At 73.3% G+C, this 22,220-nt stretch carries 20 protein-coding genes and 1 pseudogene; 10 read left to right on the top strand and 11 right to left on the bottom strand.

From position 1 onward, the window contains the following. Positions 1-32: 32 nt before the first annotated feature. Positions 33-1,076 carry a glutathione S-transferase family protein gene (locus FHX31_RS01080; protein WP_184974632.1) on the top strand — a complete coding sequence of 348 codons (1,044 nt, stop codon included), beginning with the start codon at positions 33-35 and terminating at the stop codon, positions 1,074-1,076. Positions 1,077-1,506: 430 nt separating this feature from the next. Then, positions 1,507-2,586 (top strand): IS110 family RNA-guided transposase, encoded by a 1,080-nt coding sequence (locus tag FHX31_RS01075; protein WP_013473518.1) that lies wholly within the window; start codon positions 1,507-1,509, stop codon positions 2,584-2,586. A 73-nt stretch (positions 2,587-2,659) separates the two neighbouring features. Here FHX31_RS01075 and nuoH read toward each other — a convergent pair whose 3' ends face one another. Together nuoH and FHX31_RS01065 are read right to left on the bottom strand one after the other, a co-directional pair. After that, complete coding sequence (gene nuoH / locus FHX31_RS01070) at positions 2,660-3,622, bottom strand: NADH-quinone oxidoreductase subunit NuoH (RefSeq protein WP_013288672.1); 963 nt, start codon at positions 3,620-3,622, stop codon at positions 2,660-2,662. Beyond that, positions 3,622-4,530: an NADH-quinone oxidoreductase subunit C gene (locus tag FHX31_RS01065; RefSeq protein WP_184974629.1), complete on the bottom strand. Its 909-nt coding sequence runs from the start codon at positions 4,528-4,530 to the stop codon at positions 3,622-3,624. The genes nuoH and FHX31_RS01065 overlap by 1 nt, the downstream gene beginning before the upstream one ends. Positions 4,531-4,633: 103 nt before the next feature. Here FHX31_RS01065 and FHX31_RS01060 point away from each other — a divergent pair, with 103 nt between their 5' ends. After that, positions 4,634-5,680, top strand: a complete 1,047-nt coding sequence (locus tag FHX31_RS01060) for a glucose 1-dehydrogenase (RefSeq protein WP_030269284.1) — start codon at positions 4,634-4,636, stop codon at positions 5,678-5,680. Positions 5,681-5,712: 32 nt separating this feature from the next. Here FHX31_RS01060 and FHX31_RS01055 read toward each other — a convergent pair whose 3' ends face one another. Further along, the gene (locus FHX31_RS01055) at positions 5,713-7,029 is read right to left on the bottom strand and encodes a DUF2252 domain-containing protein (protein ID WP_114918859.1); all 1,317 of its coding nucleotides are present in this window, start codon (positions 7,027-7,029) and stop codon (positions 5,713-5,715) included. A gap of 36 nt (positions 7,030-7,065) precedes the next feature. After that, entirely contained in the window at positions 7,066-7,626 is a 561-nt protein-coding gene (locus tag FHX31_RS01050; protein WP_184974626.1) for an NADH-quinone oxidoreductase subunit B, read from the bottom strand. 149 nt (positions 7,627-7,775) lie between these two features. Between FHX31_RS01050 and FHX31_RS01045 the strand changes: the two genes are divergently transcribed. The 3 genes from FHX31_RS01045 (at position 7,776) to FHX31_RS01035 (ending at position 10,557) form a co-directional block, all read left to right on the top strand. Beyond that, entirely contained in the window at positions 7,776-8,333 is a 558-nt protein-coding gene (locus FHX31_RS01045) for an RNA polymerase sigma factor (RefSeq protein WP_013288677.1), read from the top strand. After that, positions 8,326-9,516 (top strand): hypothetical protein, encoded by a 1,191-nt coding sequence (locus tag FHX31_RS01040; protein ID WP_184974623.1) that lies wholly within the window; start codon positions 8,326-8,328, stop codon positions 9,514-9,516. Before FHX31_RS01045 ends, FHX31_RS01040 begins: the two co-directional genes overlap by 8 nt. 99 nt (positions 9,517-9,615) lie before the next feature. Continuing rightward, the gene (locus tag FHX31_RS01035; RefSeq protein ID WP_091330766.1) at positions 9,616-10,557 is read left to right on the top strand and encodes a hypothetical protein; all 942 of its coding nucleotides are present in this window, start codon (positions 9,616-9,618) and stop codon (positions 10,555-10,557) included. A 49-nt stretch (positions 10,558-10,606) separates the two neighbouring features. Here the strand turns inward: FHX31_RS01035 and FHX31_RS01030 are convergent, their stop codons facing one another. After that, complete coding sequence (locus FHX31_RS01030) at positions 10,607-12,085, bottom strand: pyridoxal phosphate-dependent decarboxylase family protein (RefSeq protein ID WP_091330765.1); 1,479 nt, start codon at positions 12,083-12,085, stop codon at positions 10,607-10,609. A gap of 40 nt (positions 12,086-12,125) precedes the next feature. After that, complete coding sequence (locus FHX31_RS01025) at positions 12,126-13,553, bottom strand: MFS transporter (RefSeq protein ID WP_091330764.1); 1,428 nt, start codon at positions 13,551-13,553, stop codon at positions 12,126-12,128. Between the two features lie 123 nt (positions 13,554-13,676). Here FHX31_RS01025 and FHX31_RS01020 point away from each other — a divergent pair, with 123 nt between their 5' ends. Next, the gene (locus FHX31_RS01020) at positions 13,677-14,033 is read left to right on the top strand and encodes a hypothetical protein (protein ID WP_013475204.1); all 357 of its coding nucleotides are present in this window, start codon (positions 13,677-13,679) and stop codon (positions 14,031-14,033) included. Beyond that, positions 14,033-14,689, top strand: a complete 657-nt coding sequence (locus FHX31_RS01015) for a nucleotidyl transferase AbiEii/AbiGii toxin family protein (protein ID WP_145753916.1) — start codon at positions 14,033-14,035, stop codon at positions 14,687-14,689. The genes FHX31_RS01020 and FHX31_RS01015 overlap by 1 nt, the downstream gene beginning before the upstream one ends. A gap of 57 nt (positions 14,690-14,746) precedes the next feature. Here the strand turns inward: FHX31_RS01015 and FHX31_RS01010 are convergent, their stop codons facing one another. Further along, a complete protein-coding gene (locus FHX31_RS01010) occupies positions 14,747-15,058 on the bottom strand; it encodes an MGMT family protein (protein ID WP_047894270.1) in 312 nt (103 codons plus the stop codon). A gap of 13 nt (positions 15,059-15,071) precedes the next feature. Here FHX31_RS01010 and proB point away from each other — a divergent pair, with 13 nt between their 5' ends. Together proB and FHX31_RS01000 are read left to right on the top strand one after the other, a co-directional pair. Further along, positions 15,072-16,229 (top strand): glutamate 5-kinase, encoded by a 1,158-nt coding sequence (proB, locus tag FHX31_RS01005; protein WP_184974620.1) that lies wholly within the window; start codon positions 15,072-15,074, stop codon positions 16,227-16,229. A gap of 74 nt (positions 16,230-16,303) precedes the next feature. After that, a complete protein-coding gene (locus FHX31_RS01000) occupies positions 16,304-17,545 on the top strand; it encodes a glutamate-5-semialdehyde dehydrogenase (RefSeq protein ID WP_030269271.1) in 1,242 nt (413 codons plus the stop codon). Positions 17,546-18,166: 621 nt separating this feature from the next. Here FHX31_RS01000 and FHX31_RS32500 read toward each other — a convergent pair. The 4 genes and pseudogenes from FHX31_RS32500 to FHX31_RS00980 all read right to left on the bottom strand — a co-directional run. After that, a pseudogene (locus FHX31_RS32500) lies at positions 18,167-19,036 on the bottom strand (prenyltransferase/squalene oxidase repeat-containing protein); the annotation flags it as partial. Positions 19,037-19,164: 128 nt separating this feature from the next. Continuing rightward, positions 19,165-20,412, bottom strand: a complete 1,248-nt coding sequence (gene moeZ, locus FHX31_RS00990) for an adenylyltransferase/sulfurtransferase MoeZ (protein WP_030269268.1) — start codon at positions 20,410-20,412, stop codon at positions 19,165-19,167. Between the two features lie 41 nt (positions 20,413-20,453). Beyond that, positions 20,454-21,278 (bottom strand): DUF3152 domain-containing protein, encoded by an 825-nt coding sequence (locus FHX31_RS00985; RefSeq protein WP_013475200.1) that lies wholly within the window; start codon positions 21,276-21,278, stop codon positions 20,454-20,456. Positions 21,279-21,356: 78 nt separating this feature from the next. After that, on the bottom strand, positions 21,357-22,220 hold the full coding sequence (locus FHX31_RS00980) for a DUF3152 domain-containing protein (RefSeq protein WP_184974614.1): 864 nt from the start codon (positions 22,218-22,220) through the stop codon (positions 21,357-21,359).

The following is a 22,220-nucleotide window of genomic DNA, read 5'->3' as shown; positions in this document are numbered from 1 at the left end:
GATGGGAACGAAAGGCGAACTCGGAGGTGGGTGTGGGCAGCGACGACGAGGTCCTGGACCGGACCGGTGGCAAGTACGTGGAGCCGGGTGGCGAGTTCACCCGCGACCAGCGCTACATCGCCACCCGGATCACGGCGGACGGGAGCAACGGCTGGCCGGTGGAGCCGGGCCGCTACCGGCTGGCGGTCAGCCGGGCCTGCCCGTGGGCCAACCGGCTGATCATCGTCAGGCGCCTGCTCGGGCTGGAGGACGCCATCTCGATGGCCGTGGCCGGGCCCACCCACGACAAGCGGAGCTGGACTTTCGACCTGGACCCGGACGGCAAGGACCCGGTGCTCGGCATCGAGCGGCTGGCCGACGCGTACTTCGCCCGCTTCCCCGGCTACGAGCGCGGCATCACAGTGCCGGCGCTCGTCGACGTGCCCACCGGGCAGGTGGTGACGAACGACTACGCGCAGATGAGCCTGGACCTCACGACCGAGTGGACGGCGCACCACCGGCCGGGCGCGCCGGACCTCTACCCGGAACCGCTGCGCGGCGAGATCGACGAGGTGAACGGAGTCGTCTTCGCGGACGTCAACAACGGCGTCTACCGGTGCGGCTTCGCCGGCAGCCAGGAGGCGTACGACAAGGCGTACCACAGGCTGTTCGACCGGCTGGACTGGCTGAGCGAGCGGCTCGCCGGGCAGCGGTACCTGGTCGGCGACACGATCACCGAGGCGGACGTACGGCTGTTCACCACGCTCGTGCGCTTCGACCCGGTCTACCACGGGCACTTCAAGTGCAACAGGCAGAAGCTCAGCGAGATGCCGGTGCTGTGGGCGTACGCGCGGGACCTGTTCACCACGCCCGGGTTCGGCGACACGATCGACTTCGACCACATCAAGCGGCACTACTACGAGGTCCACCGGGACATCAACCCGACGGGGATCGTGCCGCTCGGCCCCGACCTGAGCAACTGGCTGATCCCGCACGGGCGGGAGAAGCTGGGCGGTCGCCCCTTCGGCGACGGCACCCCACCCCCGCCCCCACCCCCGTCCGAGCGGGTAGACCCCGCCCACACGCCGTTGCGCTGACCCGCTCCCTCCCCCGCCCCGTCTCGCCCCACCCTCGCCCTGCCCTCACCCCGCCCTCGCCCCGTCCTCGCCTCGCCGATCTTGCACTTTGGGCCCGGAACCTGGGCGTCTTGCCCCTTTCGCCGGGGCGGTAAGTGCAAGACGCTTCTATGTCTGTGGTGATCGGTTCGGCTGATTGCCGTTAGGGTTCGGCGTTGGTGATCACTTGGGTGGCTCTTCGTTGATCCGGCCGCCTGTGGTGTGGGTGTGCCTTGTGCAAGACCTGTCCCCGGGTGATCGTCGGCGCCGGCCCGGCCCACCCTGCTGGCCTGATCAGAAGCCTGCCCGTGCGAGCACACGTGGCCCATCACAGATTTGCCGCCGAGGTGATGTCTTCCCGAGCCGACGCCGACTGTCCCGGTCGTCGCTGGCAAAGGAGCAACAATCCGAGATGAGAAGGATCGTAGAACGGGTCGCGGATCGCTATGACGTGGTGGTGGGGGTCGATACTCACACCGATACGCATACCGCCGCCGTGGTGGACCGACTCGGTGGGGTGTTGGCGCAGGTCACGGTGTCCACTGACCCGGACGGGTTGAGCCGGTTGTTGGCCTTCGCCGTCGCGCACACCCCACCGCAGGGGCGCCGGTTGTGGGCGGTGGAGGGCACCCGGTCACACGGGCAAGGGCTGTGCCGGCTGCTGACCGCTGCTGACGAACCCGTCTGCGAGGCACCCAAGCCCCCCGCTGCGGCCCGTCGTCGGGGCGGCAAGTCCGACCAGCTGGACGCGGTCGCCGCCGCCCATACGGTGCTGGCGCTGCCCGCTGAGCGCATCGCCGTGCCCCGCAGCGACGGCCCACGCGAGGCCCTGCGTCTGCTGCTGATCTGCCGCCGGCACCACACCGATGCCCGCACCGCCGCGGTCAACCTGGTCAAAGCGTTGATCCTGACCGCTGACGACACTCTGCGCGAGGCGCTACGCGGGCTGTCCACCACCATCCAGATCGCCCGCCTGGCCGCCCTCGAACTGCCCGAAACCACCGCCCTGCCCTGCGAGGAACACACCCGCCGCCGCGAACTGGTCACCCTCGCCCGGCACATCCACATCCTCGACGCCACACTGGCCGACAACCACCAGCGCCTACGAGCCCTCGTCACCGAACTGTGCCCGCCCCTGCTCGACCAACCCGGAGTCGGACCCGTCACCGCCGCGATCGCCCTCACCGCCTGGTCCCACCCCGGCCGCGTCCGCTCAGAAGCCGCCTACGCCACCCTCGCCGGCGCCGCCCCCATCCCCGTGGCCAGCGGCCGCACCGACCGACACCGCCTCAACCGCGGCGGCGACAGAACCCTCAACAGCGCCCTGCACACCATCGCCCTGACCCGCCGACGCATCCACCCCGAAACACGCGACTACATCACCCGACGCCACGCCGAAGGCCGCACCACCAGAGAAATCACCCGCTGCCTCAAGCGCTACATCGCCCGACAGCTCTACCGCACCATCACCACCCACCACCAAACCCCTTGACAACCCCACTCACAGATCGACGGGGACAGGGAGGGGCGGAGGGCGAGGAGAGGGCGGGGAGGGGCGGGGCGGGCTACAGGGCCAGGCGGACTGCGGCGGTCAGGACGAGCTGGGCCAGGGCCAGGGGGACCAGGACCAGCCAGCAGAGGCGCTGGAGCTGGTCCTCGCGCAGCCTCGGGTAGCTCACCCGCAGCCAGATGATCACGAAGGCGACGGCGAAGACCTTGAGCAGCGTCCACAGCCAGCCGAGCTGCGCGTCGGCGAACGGGCCCTGCCAGCCGCCGAGGAACAGCACAGTGGTCAGCGCGGCGATCACCACGATGCCCACGTACTCGGCGAGCAGGAAGAACGCGAACCGCAGGCCGGTGTACTCGGTCATGTAGCCGAAGACCAGCTCGGAGTCGGCCACCGGCATGTCGAACGGCGGACGGCGGATCTCCGCCAGCCCCGCCACGAAGAAGATCACCATGGCCGGTGCCTGCCACAGCAGCCACCAAGGCTGCCATGCCTCCACGATGCCCGGCAGGCTGAGCGTGCCCGCCGCCATCGCCACCGAGGCGGCGGCCAGCACCAGCGGCAGCTCGTACCCGAGCAGCTGGGCGGCGCCGCGCAGCCCGCCGAGCAGGCTGTACTTGTTCGCCGACGCCCACGCGGACATGAGCACGGCCAGCACGCCGACGCCCACCACGGCGAGCACGAAGAACAGGCCGATGTCCAGCGGCTGGGCGACCAGGTCACCCGGCCCGAGCGGGATCACCAGCAGCACCAGCAGGTACGGCACCAGCGCCACAGCGGGCGCCAGCCGGAACACCGGCCGGTCCGCGTCGCGCGGGGTGACGTCCTCCTTCTGCACGAACTTGATGCCGTCGGCGACCAGTTGCGCCCAGCCGTGGAAGCCGCCCGCGTACATCGGGCCCAGCCGGCCCTGCATGTGCGCCATCACCTTGTGCTCGGCCTGGCCCACGATCAGCGGCAGCGTGAGGAACGCGACGAGCACGCCTGCCACGCGCAGGACCAGCTCCAACCAGTCCGGCATCAGCTCTCCCCCGCCGCGTCGGGCTCCGGCTCCTGGCGGGGCGGCCCGGTCGGCCGTTCCCCCGGCAGCGGCCGCCCGAGCGGACCCGCCTCGTCGGCCGTCGGAGCAGCAGTGGACCCCTCCCCGGGCTCCCCGGAAACAGCCCGCTCCGGAGCATCCCCGGCAGTCGGCCGAGCCGGGCGCTCAGCGGCAGCAGGCCGCGCCGGACGCTCGCCCGGAGCGGGCCGCGCCTGACGCTCGCCCGGAGCCGGCCGAGCCGGCCGTTCGCGGGCCGGGCGCGCCGGCGTACCCCCTCGGGGGCCCTCACCGGCGCCGGCCGCACCCGCCGGCGTGGGCGTCGTGCCCCACTCACCCGGCGCGGGCACGCCCGGCGGCCGGACCGGCCGGCGGCCCCCGCCCGCCTCCGACTCGCCCGGCTCCTTCGCGCCGGGCCACGGCTTGGCGACCCGGGAGGCGAGGACGAACTCCTTGCGCAGCGGGTGCCCCTCGAACTCGGGCGGCAGCAGCAGCGGCCGCAGCTCACCGTGGCCGGCGAAGTCGATGCCGAACATCTCGTGCGTCTCGCGCTCGTGCCACGCGGCGCCGGGGAACAGGCCGACCACCGACGCGACGACAGGCGTGTCCCGGGGCACCCGGGTGCGCAGCAGCAGCCCGTGCCGGTGCCGGACCGACCAGAGGTGCAGCACCACGTCGAAGCCGTCGGCCAGCTCGTCCACCGCCGACAGCCAGTCCAGGAAGTCGAGATCCAGCTCGGCGTCGTCGCGCGCCGCGCGCACCGCGTCCGCCCAGCTCGCCAGGGGTACGTCGACGGTGGCGCGGGCGTACCCCTGACCGCCGGAGACCGATGCGGTGGCCTCGACGGGCGCGAGCAGCGCGACCACCCGCCGGCCGACCTCTTCCGGAGTCATGCGCTGATCCTATGGCCGACGGCTGCGGACCGGGCCGGGCCGCCCGTGCCGGGATCGCCGCTTTGCCGGACGGGCGGGGCGAGCGCGCGGAAAGATGAGGTCCGTGCGCGCTGTGACTGTGACCCCCGGTGTCCCGGACTCACTGCGGCTCGTCGAGGACTGGCCCGAGCCACCGCCCGAGGAGGGCGCGATCCTGGTCGAGGCGCTGGCGGTGGGTGTCTGCGGCACCGACCACGAGATCGTCGCGGGCGAGTACGGCGAGGCGCCGCCGGGCCAGGAACGGCTGGTGCTCGGGCACGAGTCGCTGGGCCGTGTGCTGGATGATCCGACCGGCACGTTGCACACCGGTGACCTGGTCGCCGGTGTGGTCCGCCACCCCGATCCGGTGCCCTGCGCGAACTGCGCGGTGGACGAGTGGGACATGTGCCGCAACGGCCAGTACACCGAGCACGGCATCAAGGCACTGCCCGGTTTCGCCCGGGAGCGCTGGCGGTTGCAGCCCAAGTTCGCCGTCGGCCTGGACCCGGCGCTCGCATCAGTGGGCGTGCTGCTGGAGCCGACGAGCGTGGTGGCGAAGGCGTGGGACCACATCGAGCGGATCGGCCGCCGGGCCGAGTGGAAACCGATGACCGTGCTGGTCACCGGCGCCGGGCCCATCGGGCTGCTGGCCGCGCTGCTCGGCAGCCAGCGTGGGCTGTCGGTGCACGTGCTGGACCGCAACACCACCGGGCCGAAGCCGGAACTGGTCCGCGCGCTCGGGGCGACGTACCACACGGCGACCGTGCCCGAGCTGGACGTGAAGCCGGACGTGGTGATCGAGTGCACCGGCGCGCCCACTGTGGTGCTGGACGCCATGTGCAAGGCCGCGCCCACCGGCATCGTCTGCCTGACCGGCGTCTCCAGCGGCGGCCGGACGATCAACTTCGACGCCGGGGCCCTCAACCGGGAGCTGGTGCTGGAGAACAACGTGGTGTTCGGCTCGGTGAACGCCGGGCGGCGGCACTGGGAGATGGCCGCCGAGGCGCTCGCCCAGGCCGAACAGTCGTGGCTGACGTCGCTGATCACCCGCCGGGTGCCGCTGTCGAACTACCGCGAGGCGTACGCCTCGGTCGGTGAGGACATCAAGGCGGTGCTGGACTTCACGCAGTGAGGCGGGGCGCCGGACCCGGCGCCCCGGCCCTCTCAGATGCCTGGTAGCCGGCCGTTGCGGAACAGGTCCACGAAGAGCTGGTGGTCCTCGCGCGCCCGGATCCCGTACCGGTGGCCGAAGTCGACCAGGTAGTCGACGAACGCCTCCGGGTCGGCGTCGACGACCGCGACGATCGCCTCCTCGGTGGAGTAGTCGACCAGGTCGTGGCTGGACTCGTCGTCGGCGACCGAGTGCATCCGGGCCACCGCCCGGCCCAGGTCGGCGAGCACGCCGGCCAGTGCCTCCGGCTCGTTCACGTCGGCCCAGTCCAGGTCCGCCGCGTACGGGGACACCTCGGCGACGAGCTGCCCGACGCCGTCCAGCTCGGTGAAGCCCAGCCACGGGTCGGCGTGCGCCTGCAGCGCGCGCTGCGACTCGGCGGTGCGGTGACCCTGGTGCCGGAAGTACGACCGGACCCGCTCGTCGTCGACGTACCGCGCCACGGCCGGCACCTGCGCCTGCTTCATGTAGATGACGACGTCGTTCTCCAGCGCCTGGGTGTGCCCCTCCAGCAGCAGGTTGTACGACGGCAGCCCGGCCGACCCGATGCCGACGCCCTTGCGCAGCACCACGTCCTTGATGCCGGCGGCGACCGGGCGCATCCGGGTGGTCGAGTCCGGCAGCGTGTGCAGGTAGTCGGCGAACGCGGCGCAGACCTTCTCCCGGGTGGCGTCGTCGATCTCGTGGACGCCGTCGCCGAGGGAGAACCGGCGCTCGTAGTTGTCGATCGTGGTCTGCGCGGCGAGCAGGTCCACCCGGGTGTTCAGCCGCGCCTGCTGGAGCACCCGGCGCAGCACACCGTCGGCGTTGTCGAGCGTGATCGAGCCGATCGCGTCGTCCCCGCCCGCGGCGATGGCCCGCAGTTCGGCCAGGTACGACCGGGCGAAGCCGGTCACCAGCTCGCCGATCACCCGGTCGGAGAGCGCCTTGGCGTAGCCGAGCAGCGCCACGCTGGCGGCGAACCGCTTCAGGTCCCAGGTGAACGGCCCGACGTACGCCTCGTCGAAGTCGTTGACGTTGAACACGAGCTGCCCGGAGGCGTTCATGTAGGTGCCGAAGTTCTCGGCGTGCAGGTCACCGTGGATCCACACCCGGCTGGTCCGCTCGTCGAGGAACCGGTCGCTGCCGAAGTCGCCGCGCTGGTCGGCGTAGAACAGCGCGGCGCTGCCCCGGTAGAAGGCGAACGGTGACGCCGCCATCTTGCGGAACTTGCGACGGAACGCCGCCGGGTCGATCGCCATGGACGCGCCGAACTCCTCGGTCAGCACGTCGATGATGAATGCGGAGCGCTTCTCCGCGAGGTCGGTCATGAGCCGCAGGCTAGCCCCGCGCCGCCACCTGGCGGTTCAGCCGACCGGCGGACGTACCGGTGGTGCGGTGAGCGCCTCGACCGGCCGCGCCACAGCGTCCGCCGGGGAGGTGAGCGCGTCGGGCCGGGCCACGCCGCCGATGCCGGACTGCTCGGCGGCGATCTTCTCCTGGAGGCGCAGGATGCCGTGCAGCAGCGCCTCGGGGCGCGGCGGGCAGCCGGGCACGTACACGTCGACGGGGATGAGCTGGTCGACGCCCTTGGTCACCGAGTAGGAGTCCCAGTACGGGCCGCCGCAGTTGGAGCAGGCGCCGAACGAGATCACGTACTTCGGCTCGGGCATCTGGTCGTAGAGCCGCTTGACCGCCGGGGCCATCTTGTCGGTGACGGTGCCGCTGACCACCATGAGGTCGGCCTGCCGGGGCCCGTGGGCGAACGGGATCACGCCGAGCCGCATGAAGTCGTGCCGGCCCATGCTGGTGGCGATGAACTCGATGGCGCAGCAGGCCAGGCCGAAGTTGAACACCCAGAGCGAGTAGCGGCGGCCCCAGTTCAGCACGAACCGGATCGGCTCGCCGAGCACGGCCGGCACCTGCACCTCGGGCCCTCCCCTGTCTGCGAAATTCCGCTGTCCCTGAACCGACAGTCAACCACAGCGCCCGGACCGGCAACCCCCGCAACCGGTACGGGCGTCAGGGCGTGTGACCGGCGTGACCGCGTCGGCGGTACGCACACGGGGAGGACCAGGTGACGGTGACGAGGGAGCCGATGCTCGACGAGCCACCCGAGGGGACAGCGAGGCGCGCCGAGAGGCGCGAGGCGGTCGACTTCGACGGGCTCTACCACGCACACTTCCGGTCCCTGACGCTTCAGCTCACCGCCTACTGCGGTGACCTGTCCCAGGCGCAGGACATGGTGCAGGAGGCGTTCTGCCGGGCGTTCGCCCGCTGGTCCCGGGTGTCCCGCTACGACGATCCGGTGGCCTGGGTCCGCCGGGTGGCCTGGAACCTGGCCACCAGCCGCTGGCGGCGGCTGCGGACGGCCCAGGCGTGGCTGCACCGCCAGCGGGAGGAGTACGTGCCGGGGCCGGGGCCGGACCGGGTCGCGCTGACCGCCGCGCTGGCCGAGCTGCCGCCGCATCAGCGCCGCGCCGTGGTGCTGCACTACCTGGCCGACCTGAGCGTCGCGCAGATCGCGGCGCAGGAGGACGTGCCGGAGGGCACCGTCAAGTCCTGGCTGTACCGGGGGCGGACCGCGCTGGCGGCGAAGCTCACCACCACGAGCGAGGTGAACCACCATGACTGAGCCCGACGACATCCTGATCGGCGGCGAGTTCGCCGAGTTCCGCACGACGTACACGCCTGTGGTGCACCCGGCCGGGACGGCCGCGGTCCGGCGCACGGTCCGGCGCCGCCGCCGACGTACAGCGGTGGTCACCGCGGCGGCCGTGGTGCTTGCCGTGGTGATCCCGGTGGGCGCGAACGCCGCCCTGGACCGGCGGCCCGGACCGCCCCCGGCTCCCGCGCAGACAGTCACCCCGACTCCGTCCGAGAGCACGTCGCCGCCACCGTCGACGCCGCCGCCGAGCACGGCCGGCTCGACCCCGGCCGCTCCGGACGGGCGGATCACGCGGTCCCAGCTGCTCGCGGCCCAGCTCGACCTCGTGTCCTGGCCGGACGCACCGAAGACCTGTGTCAGTGACGACGTCCGGCTCCGGTCCGGCCCGCAGGACGAATCGGTCCCAACGCTGCTCGCCGGGCCGGAGTACGCCGACCTCGACGGCGACGGCACGACCGAGACGGTCGTCCTCGTCGCCTGCCGCTACGGCGAGGCGTCGGGCAAACAGGTGCTCGCCTTCGACCGGGGCGGGGACGGCCGGATCATCACCATGGGCCGGGTGGTCGGCACGCGTGAGGGCATGGATGACATCACCGAGTTCTCGGTGCGGGACGGCGGGGAGGTCCGGGCGCACGTCGCCGACATCCAGCCCTGTTGCGGCACGCCCGAATGGACGCCGCAACGGCAGTGGCGGACGTACGCCTGGAACGGTGAACGGTTCCGGCAGGTCGACGGACCCACGAAGTTCGGCACCGACCCCCGTCTGACCGACCTCACGATGACCGCCCGCGACGTCGTGGCCGGGCCGCCGGACAAGAAGGGGATCCGGAAGGTAACGGTCACCGTGACGGTGGTGAATCATGGGCCGGTGAGCGTGCGCCAGCTCGGGTTCACCGGCTGGTACGACTACACGAGACCGAACGGGTCCGCCCTGGACCGGTGCCGGAACGTACGGCTCGACGGGGGCATCGCCTGCGTGCTGGACACCCTGTCGGTGGGCGCGAGCAGGACGTACACGTTCACGTTCGACCATCCGGCGACCGCCGACGAGCCGCCGACGCTGCGGGCGATCCACATCGACTCGCAGGAGCGGTACTGGAACGACCTGAACTGGAAGGACAACGAGGTCGAGCTGACCTCCGTCGGCTGACCGACAGATCGCAACCGACCGTCCCGTCTGGACGTGTCACCGGCATCGGACGGACGGAGATGCCGCCGTCCGGCAACGGGGAATCACGGGAGGAACAGCATGACCACACGTACGGCACGGATCGCCACCGCACTGCTCGGTGGGACCGCCGCACTGATCACCCTGGCCGCGCCGGCCGCCGCCGCGCCGGGCGCCGCCACCGGCCGCGTCGACGTCACGGCCCAGCGGCTCGTCCTCGACCCGACCGACCGGGGGTACGTCGGGACGCTCACCGCAACGGTGACCAACCGGCGGTCGACCGCGACGTCGGTGAGCCTGGTCGTCACCGAGCCGGCGGGGGCGTCGTTCACCTCCATCGAGCCCGGCGGCGGCTGCTTCTACGACCGCCTGGTGGAGAACCGGCTGGTGATCGGCTGCGGCGGCGAGCAGATCGAGGCCGGCAAGAGCCTCACCTTCCGGCTGGGCTTCCACGTCTGGACCACCGCGCGCAGCTACCCGATGGTCGCGAAGGGCGGGCGGATCGAGGTCGTCCCGGACGGCGCCGCCGCGGCCTCGGACGCCACCGGCTTCACCACCCTCTTCCGCTCCACCACCGGCAGCCTGCGCAAGCCGCGACCGTACGTGCAGGCCGTCGACACCGACCTCAGCATCCGGGGCAGCGCCGTGACGCTGACCCCGCAGCCGGACGGCACCCTGCTCGGCCGGATGCCGGTCACCGTGCGCTACGGCAACGACGCGCCGACCTTCGCTCTCAACGTCGCCGCCGCCCTGCCCGCGGGGGTGCAGGTCGACCACATCGAGCCGCAGGACATGCCGAGCTTCCCGCTCGGGTTCACCGTGCCGGGCGGCCGGTTCATGCCCGGCGAGGAGCGCACCTTCGACGTCTTCCTCAGCGCGCCCGTCGGCACGGCGGCGGGCGAGTTGGGCACCGGCAGCCTCACCGTGACCGGGAGCTACTTCTGGCAGGCCGAGGACCCGCAGGACGTGGACCCGTCGGACAACACCACGTCGTTCACGGTGACCGCGGCCGCCGCGAGCTGACCCGTCGCCCGCCCGGCCGGCGCCCAAGCGCCGGCCGGGCATCGCCGTGTCACCAGGCCGGACGCTGGAGCAACCCGACGAACTCGGCGAGCAGCCGTTCCCGCAGCCGCGCCGGGGCGGCGTCGAGCAGCGTGTTCACCACCGCCATCCGGTCCGGCACACCGGCGCCGCCGGCCAGGCCGAGGCCGTCTGCCAGTCCGGCCACCAGCTCGGGGGTGAGCGCCTCCGGCGTGAGGCTGCCGGCCAGCGCCAGCAGCTCCGGCGGCAGCACGACCGGCCCGGCGGCGCGGGCCGCCGCGACCGCCTCGGCCAGCGCCGGGCCGAACTCGGCCACCCGGGGCGCCACCGCCGCAGTCACCGTGAGGTGCACGCTGGCCGGCAGATCGGCGTACGTGAGCTGGGGCTGGGTGTGCCAGCCACGCGCGGTCAGCTCGTCGACCAGCACGAACAGGTCGAGCCCCGGATCGTCGCTGGTGAAGCAGACCACTGTGGTCTCCGGTTCGGCCATCAGTCGCAGGCCGCCGGTGGCCCGTACCGCGTCGGCCAGCCCGGTTACCGCGTCCCGGGTGGCGGCGGCCAGCCGCAGGTAGCCGTCCTCGCCGAGGTGGCGAAGTGTCGCGTACGCGGCGGCGATCGGCCCGCCGGACCGGGTGGAGGCGACCACCGGGTTGACCATCGTGTACCCGGGCCAGTCCGCGTACGCGAAGAACTGCGGGGCGCGCAGCGCCGGATCGCGGTGCAGCAGCACCGAGACGCCCTTCGGCGCGTACGCGTACTTGTGCAGGTCGACCGAGATCGAGGTGACCCCGGGTACGGCGAAGTCGAACGGCGGCACCGGCGCGCCGAGCCGGCGCAGCCAGGGCAGCGCCCAGCCGCCGAAGCAGGCGTCCACGTGGCAGCGCACACCCGCGGCCTGCGCGACGGCAGCGATCTCGGTCACCGGGTCGACCACCCCGTGCGCGTACGACGGGGCGGAGGCCACCACCAGCACGGTCTCCGGGCGGATCGCGGCGGCCACCGCGGCCGGGTCCGGCCGCAGCGTCACCGGGTCGACAGGCACGGTGTCCAGCGTGACCCGCAGGTAGTGCGCCGCCTTGGCGAACGCGGCGTGCGCGCTGGCCGGCGCCACGATCCGCGGCTCGGTCAGGTCGGGGCGGGCGTCCCGGGCCGCCTTGACGGCGAGCAGCAGCGACTCGGTGCCGCCGCTGGTGACGCTGCCGACCACGTCCGGCGCGCCGGTGCCGGGACCGCCGCCGAGCAGCCGCGCGGCGGCGCCGACGAGCGCGTTCTCCATCGCCAGCAAGGACGGGAACGCGGTCGGGTCGAGGCCGTTGACGTGCGCGCTCTCCGCGTACGCGGCCTGCGCCAGCTCGTCCAGTCCGGCCACGCCGGGGTCGTAGACGTACGCGAACAGCCGCCCGCCGTGCGTCGGGCGGTCGGCGGCCCGCAGCGCGCGGATCTCGCCTAGTACGTCCGCCGCGGGCATCCCCCGCGCGGGCAGCGCACCCACGCCTGCCGTGTCGGTCATCGGGTGGTTCCTCTCGTGGAAAGGCCGGGCCGGACGGTGCTCACGCCCGCGTGACCGGGGCGTCGGCCTCGGTGGTTCCGGACGCGGTGGCCTCGGGCACTGTGGCCCCGGACGCGGTGGCCTCGGGCACTGTGGCCCCGGACGCGGTGGCCAGCTGGGCCGGGGTCAGGGTGTAGCCGCGCAGCAGCACCAGCGGGATCGCCACCAGCAGGGCGGGCAGCACTGTGAAGCCGAGCAGCACGCCGAGACGGGCCGTGTCGGACTGGACGGCGGCGGTGCCGGTGGACGAGGAGACGTAGCCGGAGAGCTGGAGCACCAGGCCGTAGATGCCCGGCCCCAGCGCCAGCCCGAACGTCTCCCCTGCCGTCCACAGCCCGGTGAACACGCCCGCCTGCCGCCGCCCGGTGCGCGCCGTGTCGTACGCGATGCAGTCCGGCAGCATGGCCAGCGCGAACACCTGCTGGCCGGCGTACCCGACGCCGATCACCGCGACCACCGCGTAGGCCGCGGCGGCGGGCAGAGCGGGCGCGGCGACCAGGGCCAGCGCGCCCGCGGCGAAGATCAGCGACGCGGCGACGAGCGACGCCCGCTTGCCCAGCCGGGCGCCGGCCCGGGACCAGAGCGGCATGACCAGCAGCGCGGGCGCGACGAAGCAGGCGAACAGCAGCGTCGGGCCGCTGTCCGGCTCACGCAGCACCTGGTCGGCGAAGTACTTCACCCCGGCCAGCACGGTGGCCACCCCGGCGGACTGGATCACGAAGCAGATCAGCAGCACCCGGAACGGCCGGTTGCCGGTGGCGACAGCAAGCTGAGCGCGCAGGCTCGGCTCGCTCTCCCCCACCGTCCCGGTCGGCGCGGACCGGGTGCCGAGGAACACGCCGACTGTGCCGGCGACGATCAGCGCGGCCACGAACAGGCCCATCCACCGGTGGCCGGGCACGCCGTCGCCGCCCGCGCTCACCACCGCCGGGGCCACCGCGCCGGAGACCAGGATGGCCAGCGCCAGCACCGCGATCCGCCAGGTCATCAACCGGGTACGCTCCGCCGGGTCGGCGGTCAGCTCGGCCGGCATGGCCACGTAGGGCACCTGGAAGAACGCGAACGCGGTGGCCGTCGCCAGGAACGCCAGCGCCACGTACGCGGCGGCGCCCGGACCGTTCGCGAACGGCGCGGCGAAGATCGAGGCGAACAGGACGGCGAGTGCCAGCCCGCCGCCGAGCAGGTACGGGCGGCGCGCGCCCCAGCGGGAGCGGGTCCGGTCGGAGATCCGCCCGGCGACCGGGTTGACGAGCACGTCCCACGCCTTCGGCAGCAGCACCAGCAGGGCGGCCAGCCCGGCGGCGACGCCGAGCGTGTCGGTGAGGTACGGCAACAGGAGCAGCCCGGGCACGGTGCCGAACGCGCCGGTGACCAGGGAACCCAGCGCGTACCCGAGGTGCACCCGGCGGGGCAGGCCCGAAGCTGTCATGGCGCCGAATGTTACTCACGTTATGGTCCGGGTCACATCCCCTCCCGGGGGCTGCTCGTTCGATGCCGACAGGCGCTCGCGAGTCGCGGTGAGGCGCAGGTCGGCACCGCTACCCTGTAGGGCATGGACCCAGCCCGATCCGTCCGCAGCTCGCGGGCACCGTACGAGGCCCGTCCCGGCCGTCGTGCGGTCGTGGTCCCCGACCTGAGCGAGTTGCAGGGCCCGGTCGCCGGCGTGGTCGAGCTGCCCCACCGGCTGTTCTGGCAACCCGACCGGCACGTCGACCTCGACGTCCCGGGTCTGCTCGCGTGGATGTACGAGACGGTGCTCACCGAAGCCGTTCATCCCGACGAGCTGCGCGCCTGGCTGCACGGCCCCACCCTCATCCGCCTGTGGCCCGAGTTGTATGTGCCCCGCGGTGTCCGCCGCGCCTGGGAAGAGAGCCACCCGGTGCTGCGCGCCCGGGACGTCGCCGCCTGATGTCACCGGTGCCGGACCCGTACCAGCACGAGGTCGCCCGTATCGCGCTCGCCGTGGCCGGCCGGCACGGCTTCGCCCTCGCCGGCGGCCAGGCCCTCATCGCCCACGGCGTCGGCGCCCGCCCCACCGAAGACGTCGATCTGTTCACGGACGTCGACGGTGGGGTCACCGCCGCCGCCGAGCTGGTGCGCGCCACCCTGCTCGATGCCGGATTCCAGGTCGAGACCATCGCCGAGCCCACCGAGCTGGACGACGTCTTCTACGGCTTCGAGCACGACATGATCGAGTTCGAGGTTCGCCGCAACGACCGGACCGTACGGCTGCAGCTCGTACGCTTCGCGCGCAGCACCAGCCCGATCGTGCTCGACGTCGGGCCGGTGCTGCACCTGGACGACGTGATCGGCACCAAGGTCGCCGCCATGGTCACCCGTGCCCAACCCCGCGACTACATCGACGTCGCCGCCGCGCTCGGCCGCTACAGCAGGAACGACCTGGTGGACCTCGCGCGGCGGGCCGACCCGGCGCTCACCGACGAAGAGTTCCAGGACTCGTTACAGCGCCTCGACCGCCTGCCCGACACCGTTTTCACGCTCTACCGCCTCGCCCCGGCCGAGATCCGCAACCTCCGGCACGCGTTCTCAGACTGGCCGCGATGACCCGGACTCGTTGAGGGCAGTCACGATCGGTTGGCAGGCTGCCGCCGACCCGTCGGGTCACCCCTCGTCCGGTGACCAGGACGCCGCCGCCAGGTCCACCCGGTCGCCACGCAACGGGCAGCCCTCGGCGAGCAGCCGTTCCCGGGCCTTGCGCTCGTGCCCCGGCGGCATCCGCCCGGCCGCGTTCACCACCCGGTGCCACGGCACCCCGCCCCCGTGCCGCGCCATGATCGAGCCGACCAGCCGTGGCGAGGCCCGTCCCGAGCGGTCGGCGAGTGCGTCGGCCACCGCCCCGTACGACATCACCCGCCCCGGCGGGATCCGCTCGACCAGCGCCAGCACCGCCTCGACGTATTCGTCAGGTGTCACGAGCTGCCACGATATGGGAACGCGCCGCGGCGCGGCAGACCGCAGCGCGCAGAATGGTCGGGTGCGCGAAGCAGTCACCTCGGCCCGGCGGATCGTGGTCAAGATCGGTTCGTCCTCGCTGACCACCGCGACGGGCGGCCTCGACGACGCCCGGGTCGACGCGCTCGTCGACACGCTCGGCGGGCTCGCCGCCTCCGGACGCGAGGTGGTGCTGGTCTCCTCCGGCGCGATCGCCGCCGGGCTCGCCCCGCTGCGGCTGCCCCGGCGCCCGCGCGACCTGGCCACCCAGCAGGCCGCCGCCAGCGTCGGCCAGGGCCTGCTGATCGGCCGGTACGCGGCCGCGTTCGCCCGGCACGGCCGCACCGTCGGGCAGGTGCTGCTCACCGTGGACGACGTGACCCGGCGGGCCCACTACCGCAACGCGTACCGGACGCTGCGCAAGCTGCTCGACCTGCACGCGGTGCCGATCGTCAACGAGAACGACACGGTGGCCACCGAGGAGATCCGGTTCGGTGACAACGACCGCCTGGCCGCGCTCGTCGCCGCGCTCGTCGACGCCGACCTGCTGGTGCTGCTCTCCGACGTCGACGCGCTCTGGACCGGCGACCCGGCCCGCCCGGGCAGCACCCGCATCACCGAGGTGCACGGCGAGGGCGACCTGGCGGGCGTGGACGTGGGCGGGGCCGGCCGGGCCGGGGTGGGCACCGGCGGCATGGTGACGAAGGTCGAGGCGGCCCGGATCGCCACCGGCTTCGGCATCCCGGTGGTGCTGACCGCCGCGCCGCTGGCCGCGCCGGCGCTGGCCGGGGAGCCGGTCGGCACGTACTTCCACCCGAGCAGCCGCCGCCCCGCCGCCCGTCTGTTCTGGCTGGCGCACGCCACCGCCCCCCGCGGCCGCCTGCACCTCGACCCGGGCGCGGTGCAGGCGGTGGTCAGCCGCCGCAAGTCGCTGCTGCCCGCCGGCATCACCGCCGTCGACGGCGCGTTCACCGCGGGCGACCCGGTGGACCTGGTCGACACCGCCGGCGCGCCGGTGGCCCGAGGGCTGGTCAACTACGACGCGGTGGAGCTGCCGGGGCTGCTCGGCCGTTCCACCTCCGAACTCGCCGCGGCGCTCGGCCCGGCGTACGAACGCGAGGTCGTCCACCGCGACGACCTGGTCCTGCTGTAAGGAGGGGCCCCTTCTTAACAGACGTCTGTTAAGAAGGGGCCCCTCCTTGAACCCCGTCTGAAGGAGTACGCACGATGAGCGTCGTCGAGCAGGCCCGGCGAGCCCGGGACGCGGCGGAAGCCCTGGCCACGGCCACCCGTACCGTCAAGGACGCCGCGCTGCACGCGATGGCCGACGCGCTCGTGACGCGTACCCCGGAGATCCTGACGGCGAACGCGGCGGACCTGGCGGCAGGGCGTGAGGCCGGGCTGTCGGCGGCCGTGCTGGACCGCCTCGCGCTCGACGAGGGCCGGGTGGCGGCCATCGCCGACGCGCTGCGCCAGATGGCCGCGCTGCCCGACCCGGTGGGCGAGGTGGTACGCGGCTCGACCCTGCCGAACGGCCTGGAACTGCGGCAGGTGCGGGTGCCGTTCGGGGTGGTCGGCATCGTCTACGAGGGTCGGCCCAACGTGACTGTCGACGCCGCCGGGATCTGCCTGAAGTCCGGCAACGCGGCGCTGCTGCGCGGCTCCTCGTCGGCCGCGCACTCCAACGCGGCGCTGGTCGCGGTGCTGCGCGACGCGGTCTCCGGCGCCGGGCTGCCGGCGGACGCGGTGCAGCTGCTCGACTCCAGCACCCGCGACTCGGTGAAGGAGCTTATGCGCGCCCGTGGCCTGGTCGACGTGCTGATCCCGCGCGGCGGCGCGTCGCTGATCCGCGCCGTGGTCGAGGAGTCGACGGTCCCGGTGATCGAGACCGGCGTGGGCAACTGCCACGTGTACGTGGACGCCGCCGCCGACCTCGGCAAGGCCCTGGCGATCACGCTGAACGCCAAGACGCAGCGCCTGTCCACCTGCAACACCGCCGAGTCGCTGCTGGTGCACCGGGACGTCGCGGACGCGTTCCTGCCGGCGGTGCTGGCCGCGTTCGCCGACGCCGGGGTGACTGTGCACGGCACGCCCGAGGTCGCCGCCCACTCCGACGCCGTGGTCGCGGCCACCGAGGAGGACTTCGGCACCGAGTACCTCTCCGCCGACATCTCCGTCGCAGTGGTCGACTCGCTCGACGCGGCGGTCGCGCACATCCGCCGGTACGGCACCGGCCACACCGAGGCGATCGTGACCGACTCGCAGCGGGCGGCCCGGGAGTTCGTGGCCCGGGTGGACTCGGCAGCGGTCATGGTCAACGCGTCCACCCGCTTCACCGACGGCGGCGAGTTCGGCTTCGGCGCGGAGATCGGCATCTCGACGCAGAAGCTGCACGCGCGCGGGCCGATGGGCCTGCCGGAGCTGACCAGCACCAAGTACGTGGTCACCGGAGACGGTCACCTGCGCTGATCGGTCCGGTCCTCTGGGCGGCCACCAGTACGGGGTGGTGGGGGCATCATGGTGCCTCCGATGCCACCATCTCGCCGAACTGGTGTTGATCAACTGGCCGGGCTAGGCGATCTGGAGTGGATCCCCGTCCGCCGATGGCGGTGTGACGAGCGGAGGCAGCCCCGGGGGCACCGGAGCAGCGGGCGGCACCGGGCCGGACGGCGGGTCCGGCACTGACGGCGCAGCCGGCTCGGTGCTCCCGTCGGGGAGCAGGTCGGGCGCGACGATCCAGGCGGACCACGGCCCCTGCCCGCCGTCGGGCCCGGCCGACGAAGCGGGCGCGGTCTCCGGCCCGGCCGACGAAGCGGGCGCGGTCTCCGGCCCGGCCGACGACACGCCACCCGGCCCCGGCGAAGGGTCGGAGCCGAGGCGGTGCGGCGGCGGCCCGGCATCGGGAGCCGAGGCGGGCGACGCAGGCGCGGGCGCGGTTACCGGCGGGGCGGGCGGCGCAGGCGCGGGCGCAGGCGGCGATGTGGGGAGGCGGCGCGGGCGCGGGGCCGGTACGGCCGGCGGCGCGGGCAGCTCCGCGGTCTGCGGCACCACGAACGGCGCTCCGGAGGTCGGGGCCTCGGGCGTGTTCGGGCGGCACGCGCGGATCGCCCGCAGCGTGGTGTGCACGTCGAACTGGTGGCCGTCGTCGCTGTCCCAGCCGCCGTCGCTGCGCTGCGTCTCGGCGAGCCGCCTGCGCGCGGAGACCAGCAGCCACTGCTCCTCGCCCACGTCGACCCGGCGCAGCGTGGCGGCCAGCCAGGCCACGTCGGCCGGGGACATCCGGGGGATCCGGTCGGCCAGCACCGCCTGGATGCGCGCCGACTCGTAGTACATCTGCTGGCGGTGCAGCACCGCGGCGGCGAGCCAGCCGGCGGGCAGGAAGGACGGCCAGCTGCCGTCCGGCGCGAGTTGCGCGGCCAGTGCCTGCGCCGCCGCCTGCACCACACCGGCGTACGCGCCGCCGACCCGGTGGTCCAGCGGACCGGCGGCCCGCGCGTCCAGCCCGGCCACTGTCAGCCAGAACCCGGCGTTGGCTGTCTGGTAGAGCCGTGCCTCGGGATCACCGGGGGTGGCCCACTCGGGGGCGAGCCCGGCCAGCGAGGGGTCCTCGTCCCAGCCGCCGTCGGGCAGTTGCCGGGCGGCCAGCCAGTCCAGCGCGTGCCGGGCGGCCGGGCGGCCCAGCGCGCCGAGGTCGTCCAGCTCGGCCAGGCGGAAGCAGGTCGCGTCGATCGAGGCGACCTCGCCGTCGAGGACCGCGGGCCAGCCGCCGCCCGGCGCCTGCCCGGCCTCGGCGGCGTCGAGCACGTCGGGCGGCACCGGAGCGCCGGAGCGCAACCGGGAGAGACGGGCGCGGTCCACCGCGTCACCGTGAGCGACGACGAATCCGATCGCCGCGTCCAAGTCGACCACGGCACTGACGGTACTGGCGCGGCCGAGGTTACGCCTCGGCAGCTCGGTCAGGGCCGGTACCGCCCACCGGTCGTCGAGGGCATCCGCCGGAGGGTTGCCCGACCCGGCGTTTGCCCACGCCAGGGGCGCGGAAGCACGATGGGCCCGCCCGGAGCGCCGGGCGGGCCCATCGACACGACTCAGTACGCGGGCAGCGACGGGTCGACCTGCTTGACCCAGGAGAGCACACCGCCCTGGAGGTGCACCGCGTCGGAGAACCCGGCCGCCTTCAGCGCGGCCAGCGCCTCGGCGGAGCGGACGCCGGACTTGCAGTGCAGCACGATCTGCCGGTCCTGCGGGAACTTCGCCAGCGCCTCGCCGGACAGGATCTCGCCCTTGGGGATGAGCGTCGCGCCGGGGATGCGGACGATCTCGTACTCGGCGGGCTCGCGCACGTCGACCAGGAAGATGTCCTTGCCCGAGTCCTGCCAGTCCTTCAGCTCCAGCGCGGTGATGGTCGAGTCGACCACCGCCTCCTGCGCCTCGTCGGAGACCGCGCCGCAGAAGTCCTCGTAGTCCTCCATCAGGTCGGTGAGGGTCGGGTTCTCGCCGCAGAGCACGCAGTTCGGGTCCTTGCGAACCTTGATCTTGCGGTAGCTCATCTCCAGGGCGTCGTAGACCATCAGCCGGCCGACGAGCGGCTCACCGATGCCGGCGAGCAGCTTGATCGCCTCGTTGACCTGGATCGACCCGATCGACGCGCAGAGCACGCCGAGCACGCCGCCCTCGGCGCAGGAGGGGACCATGCCGGGCGGCGGGGGCTCCGGGTAGAGGCAGCGGTAGCAGGGGCCGTGCTCGGCCCAGAACACCGACGCCTGGCCGTCGAAGCGGTAGATCGAACCCCAGACGTACGGCTTGCCGAGCAGCACCGCCGCGTCGTTGACCATGTAGCGGGTGGCGAAGTTGTCGGTGCCGTCGACGATCAGGTCGTACCGGGAGAAGATGTCCCGGACGTTCTCCCGGTCCAGCGCGGTGTTGTGGATCTCCACGTTGACCAGCGGGTTGATCTCGCGGATCGACGCCGCGGCGGACTCGGCCTTGGACCGGCCCACGTCGGAGACGCCGTGGATGACCTGGCGCTGGAGGTTCGACTCGTCGACGGTGTCGAAGTCGATGATGCCGAGCGTGCCGACACCGGCCGCGGCCAGGTAGAGCAGCGCCGGCGAGCCGAGGCCACCGGCGCCCACACAGAGCACCCGGGCGTTCTTCAGCCGCTTCTGCCCCTCCACCCCGACGTCCGGGATGATCAGGTGGCGCGAGTAGCGGCGGATCTCGTCTACGGTCAGCTCGGCGGCGGGTTCGACGAGCGGGGGCAACGACACGGTGGACTCCCCGGGATCGGCGGTGTGACCGCGCCATTGTCGCTCGCCCGGACGGGGATCGGCCATGATGAGGGACACTCGGCCCGAACTGCGGGACCGGGAATAACTCAGACCCCGTCGGTGGGCTCGCCCTCGTACCGCATTCCGCCGATGTACGGCCAGGCGTTCGGCAGGCAGCCGTCCAGCCCGTACGTCTGCTGCTGCATCACCGGGGCGGGCGCGCCGGGCTCGGGGCAGGCCTCGTGCAGCTCGCCGAACTCGTGCCCGACCTCGTGGTTGATCACGTAGGTGCGGTAGACCTCCAGCGGGGCGCCGTAGTCGGGCACCGCCGTCATCCACCGGGCCAGGTTGAGCACGACCCGGCCGGGCAGCCGGCAGGAGGTGTACCGGTCGGTGCGCAGGCCGCCCTCGGCGCACATCCGCTCGGAGGTGATGGGGGTGGCGAGGTAGACGGTGAAGTCTGCGGCAGCCGCCTCGGGCACCCGCTGCACCCGCAGGTCCCCCGACGCGATCCAGCTGCGCGGGTCGCCCAGTACCGCGTCCACGGTGGCGGCGAACTCGTCGGCGTCCTGCCCCGTGTCCTGCTCGACCTCGACCCGGTAGCGGCGCAGCGGGCCCTCCTGTCCGCGTACCGGAGATCGGCCCTGGGCCACCGCGAACGTGCCGGGGCCGGCGGTGGGGTAGCCGGTCGGCGCCGGGGCCGGGACGTCGGCCTCGGCGCCGCGCGCCAGCGACGGTTCGGCGGCGAGCGACGTCCCACCGTGCCCGGGCGACGGCGCGTTCAGCCGGGTGATGCCGACCGCGCCGCCGACGGCCGCGAGCAGCATCGCCAGCAGCAGCACCGAGCGGCGGCGCCGCCGTCGCATCCGGCGCAGGGTGGGACGCTCGGACGGCGGCGCGGCAGGGTTGTCGTAAGGGGACGACGACGTCATGGCCTCAGCGTGCCATGCAATTCGGGCATTTAGCTGCTTTTGCCGCCTATGCCGCGAATGTTCTTCACAAACCGGCGGTCAGAGGGCCGGCCCGGTGTACCGCTTCCCGCCCACGTAGGGCCACGGGTTCGGCCGGCAGCCCTTGAGGAACAGCGTCTGCTGCTGCATCACCGGCGCCGCCCGGCCCGCACCCGGGCACCCCTCGTGCCGGTGCCCGAGCTGGTGCCCCACCTCGTGGTTGACCACGTAGAGCCGGTACGTGTCCAGCGGCATCCCGGCGTCGACCAGGTGCGGCGCCGAGGTCCGCCACCGGTCCAGGTTGATCACCACCTTGCCCGGCACCCGGCACGACGTGTACGGCACCCCGCCCACCCGGATGTCGATCCCGCCCGCCCCGCACAGCCGCCCGGCCGTGTCCCGGGTCGCGAGGTAGATCGTGAAGTCGTACCGGTCGTCCGCGCCGACCCGCTGCAACCGCAGCCTGCCGCCGTCGACCCAGCTACCCGGGCCGGCCAGCGCGCGCTGCACCGCCTCACCGAACGCGCGGACCTCCTCGCCGGAGCCGTTCTCCACCGCCACCCGGTAGCGGCGCAGCGTCCCCGAGCGGCCGAGCACGCCGCTGGTCCGGTCGTCGTACGCGAAGCTGCCCCGGCCCTTCGCCGGGCCGGGGCCGGACAGCGTCAGCACCGGCGCGGCCGGCGAGCTGGGCGTCACCGCCGGCGGCGGCGCGACGCTCGGCGTGGACGGCTCCCGCGTGGGCGCCGGAGGCTGAGCGACGAACCCGTCGGTGATCCGCGTCCCCGCACCCGCCGACGGCAGTTGCACCGCCACGCCGACACCGACCGCGGCGGCGGCAGCGAAGGCGCAGACCACGAGCGCGGTACGCCAGTGACGAAGCGAGGAACGGGAGCGGGCGGCACGAGGACGGCGGGAGCTGGGCAT

Source organism: Micromonospora sp. CNZ286, assembly GCF_014207755.1.
The sequence above is the reverse complement of the archived record's forward strand: the minus strand, read 5'-3'. Positions and strand labels throughout refer to the sequence as shown.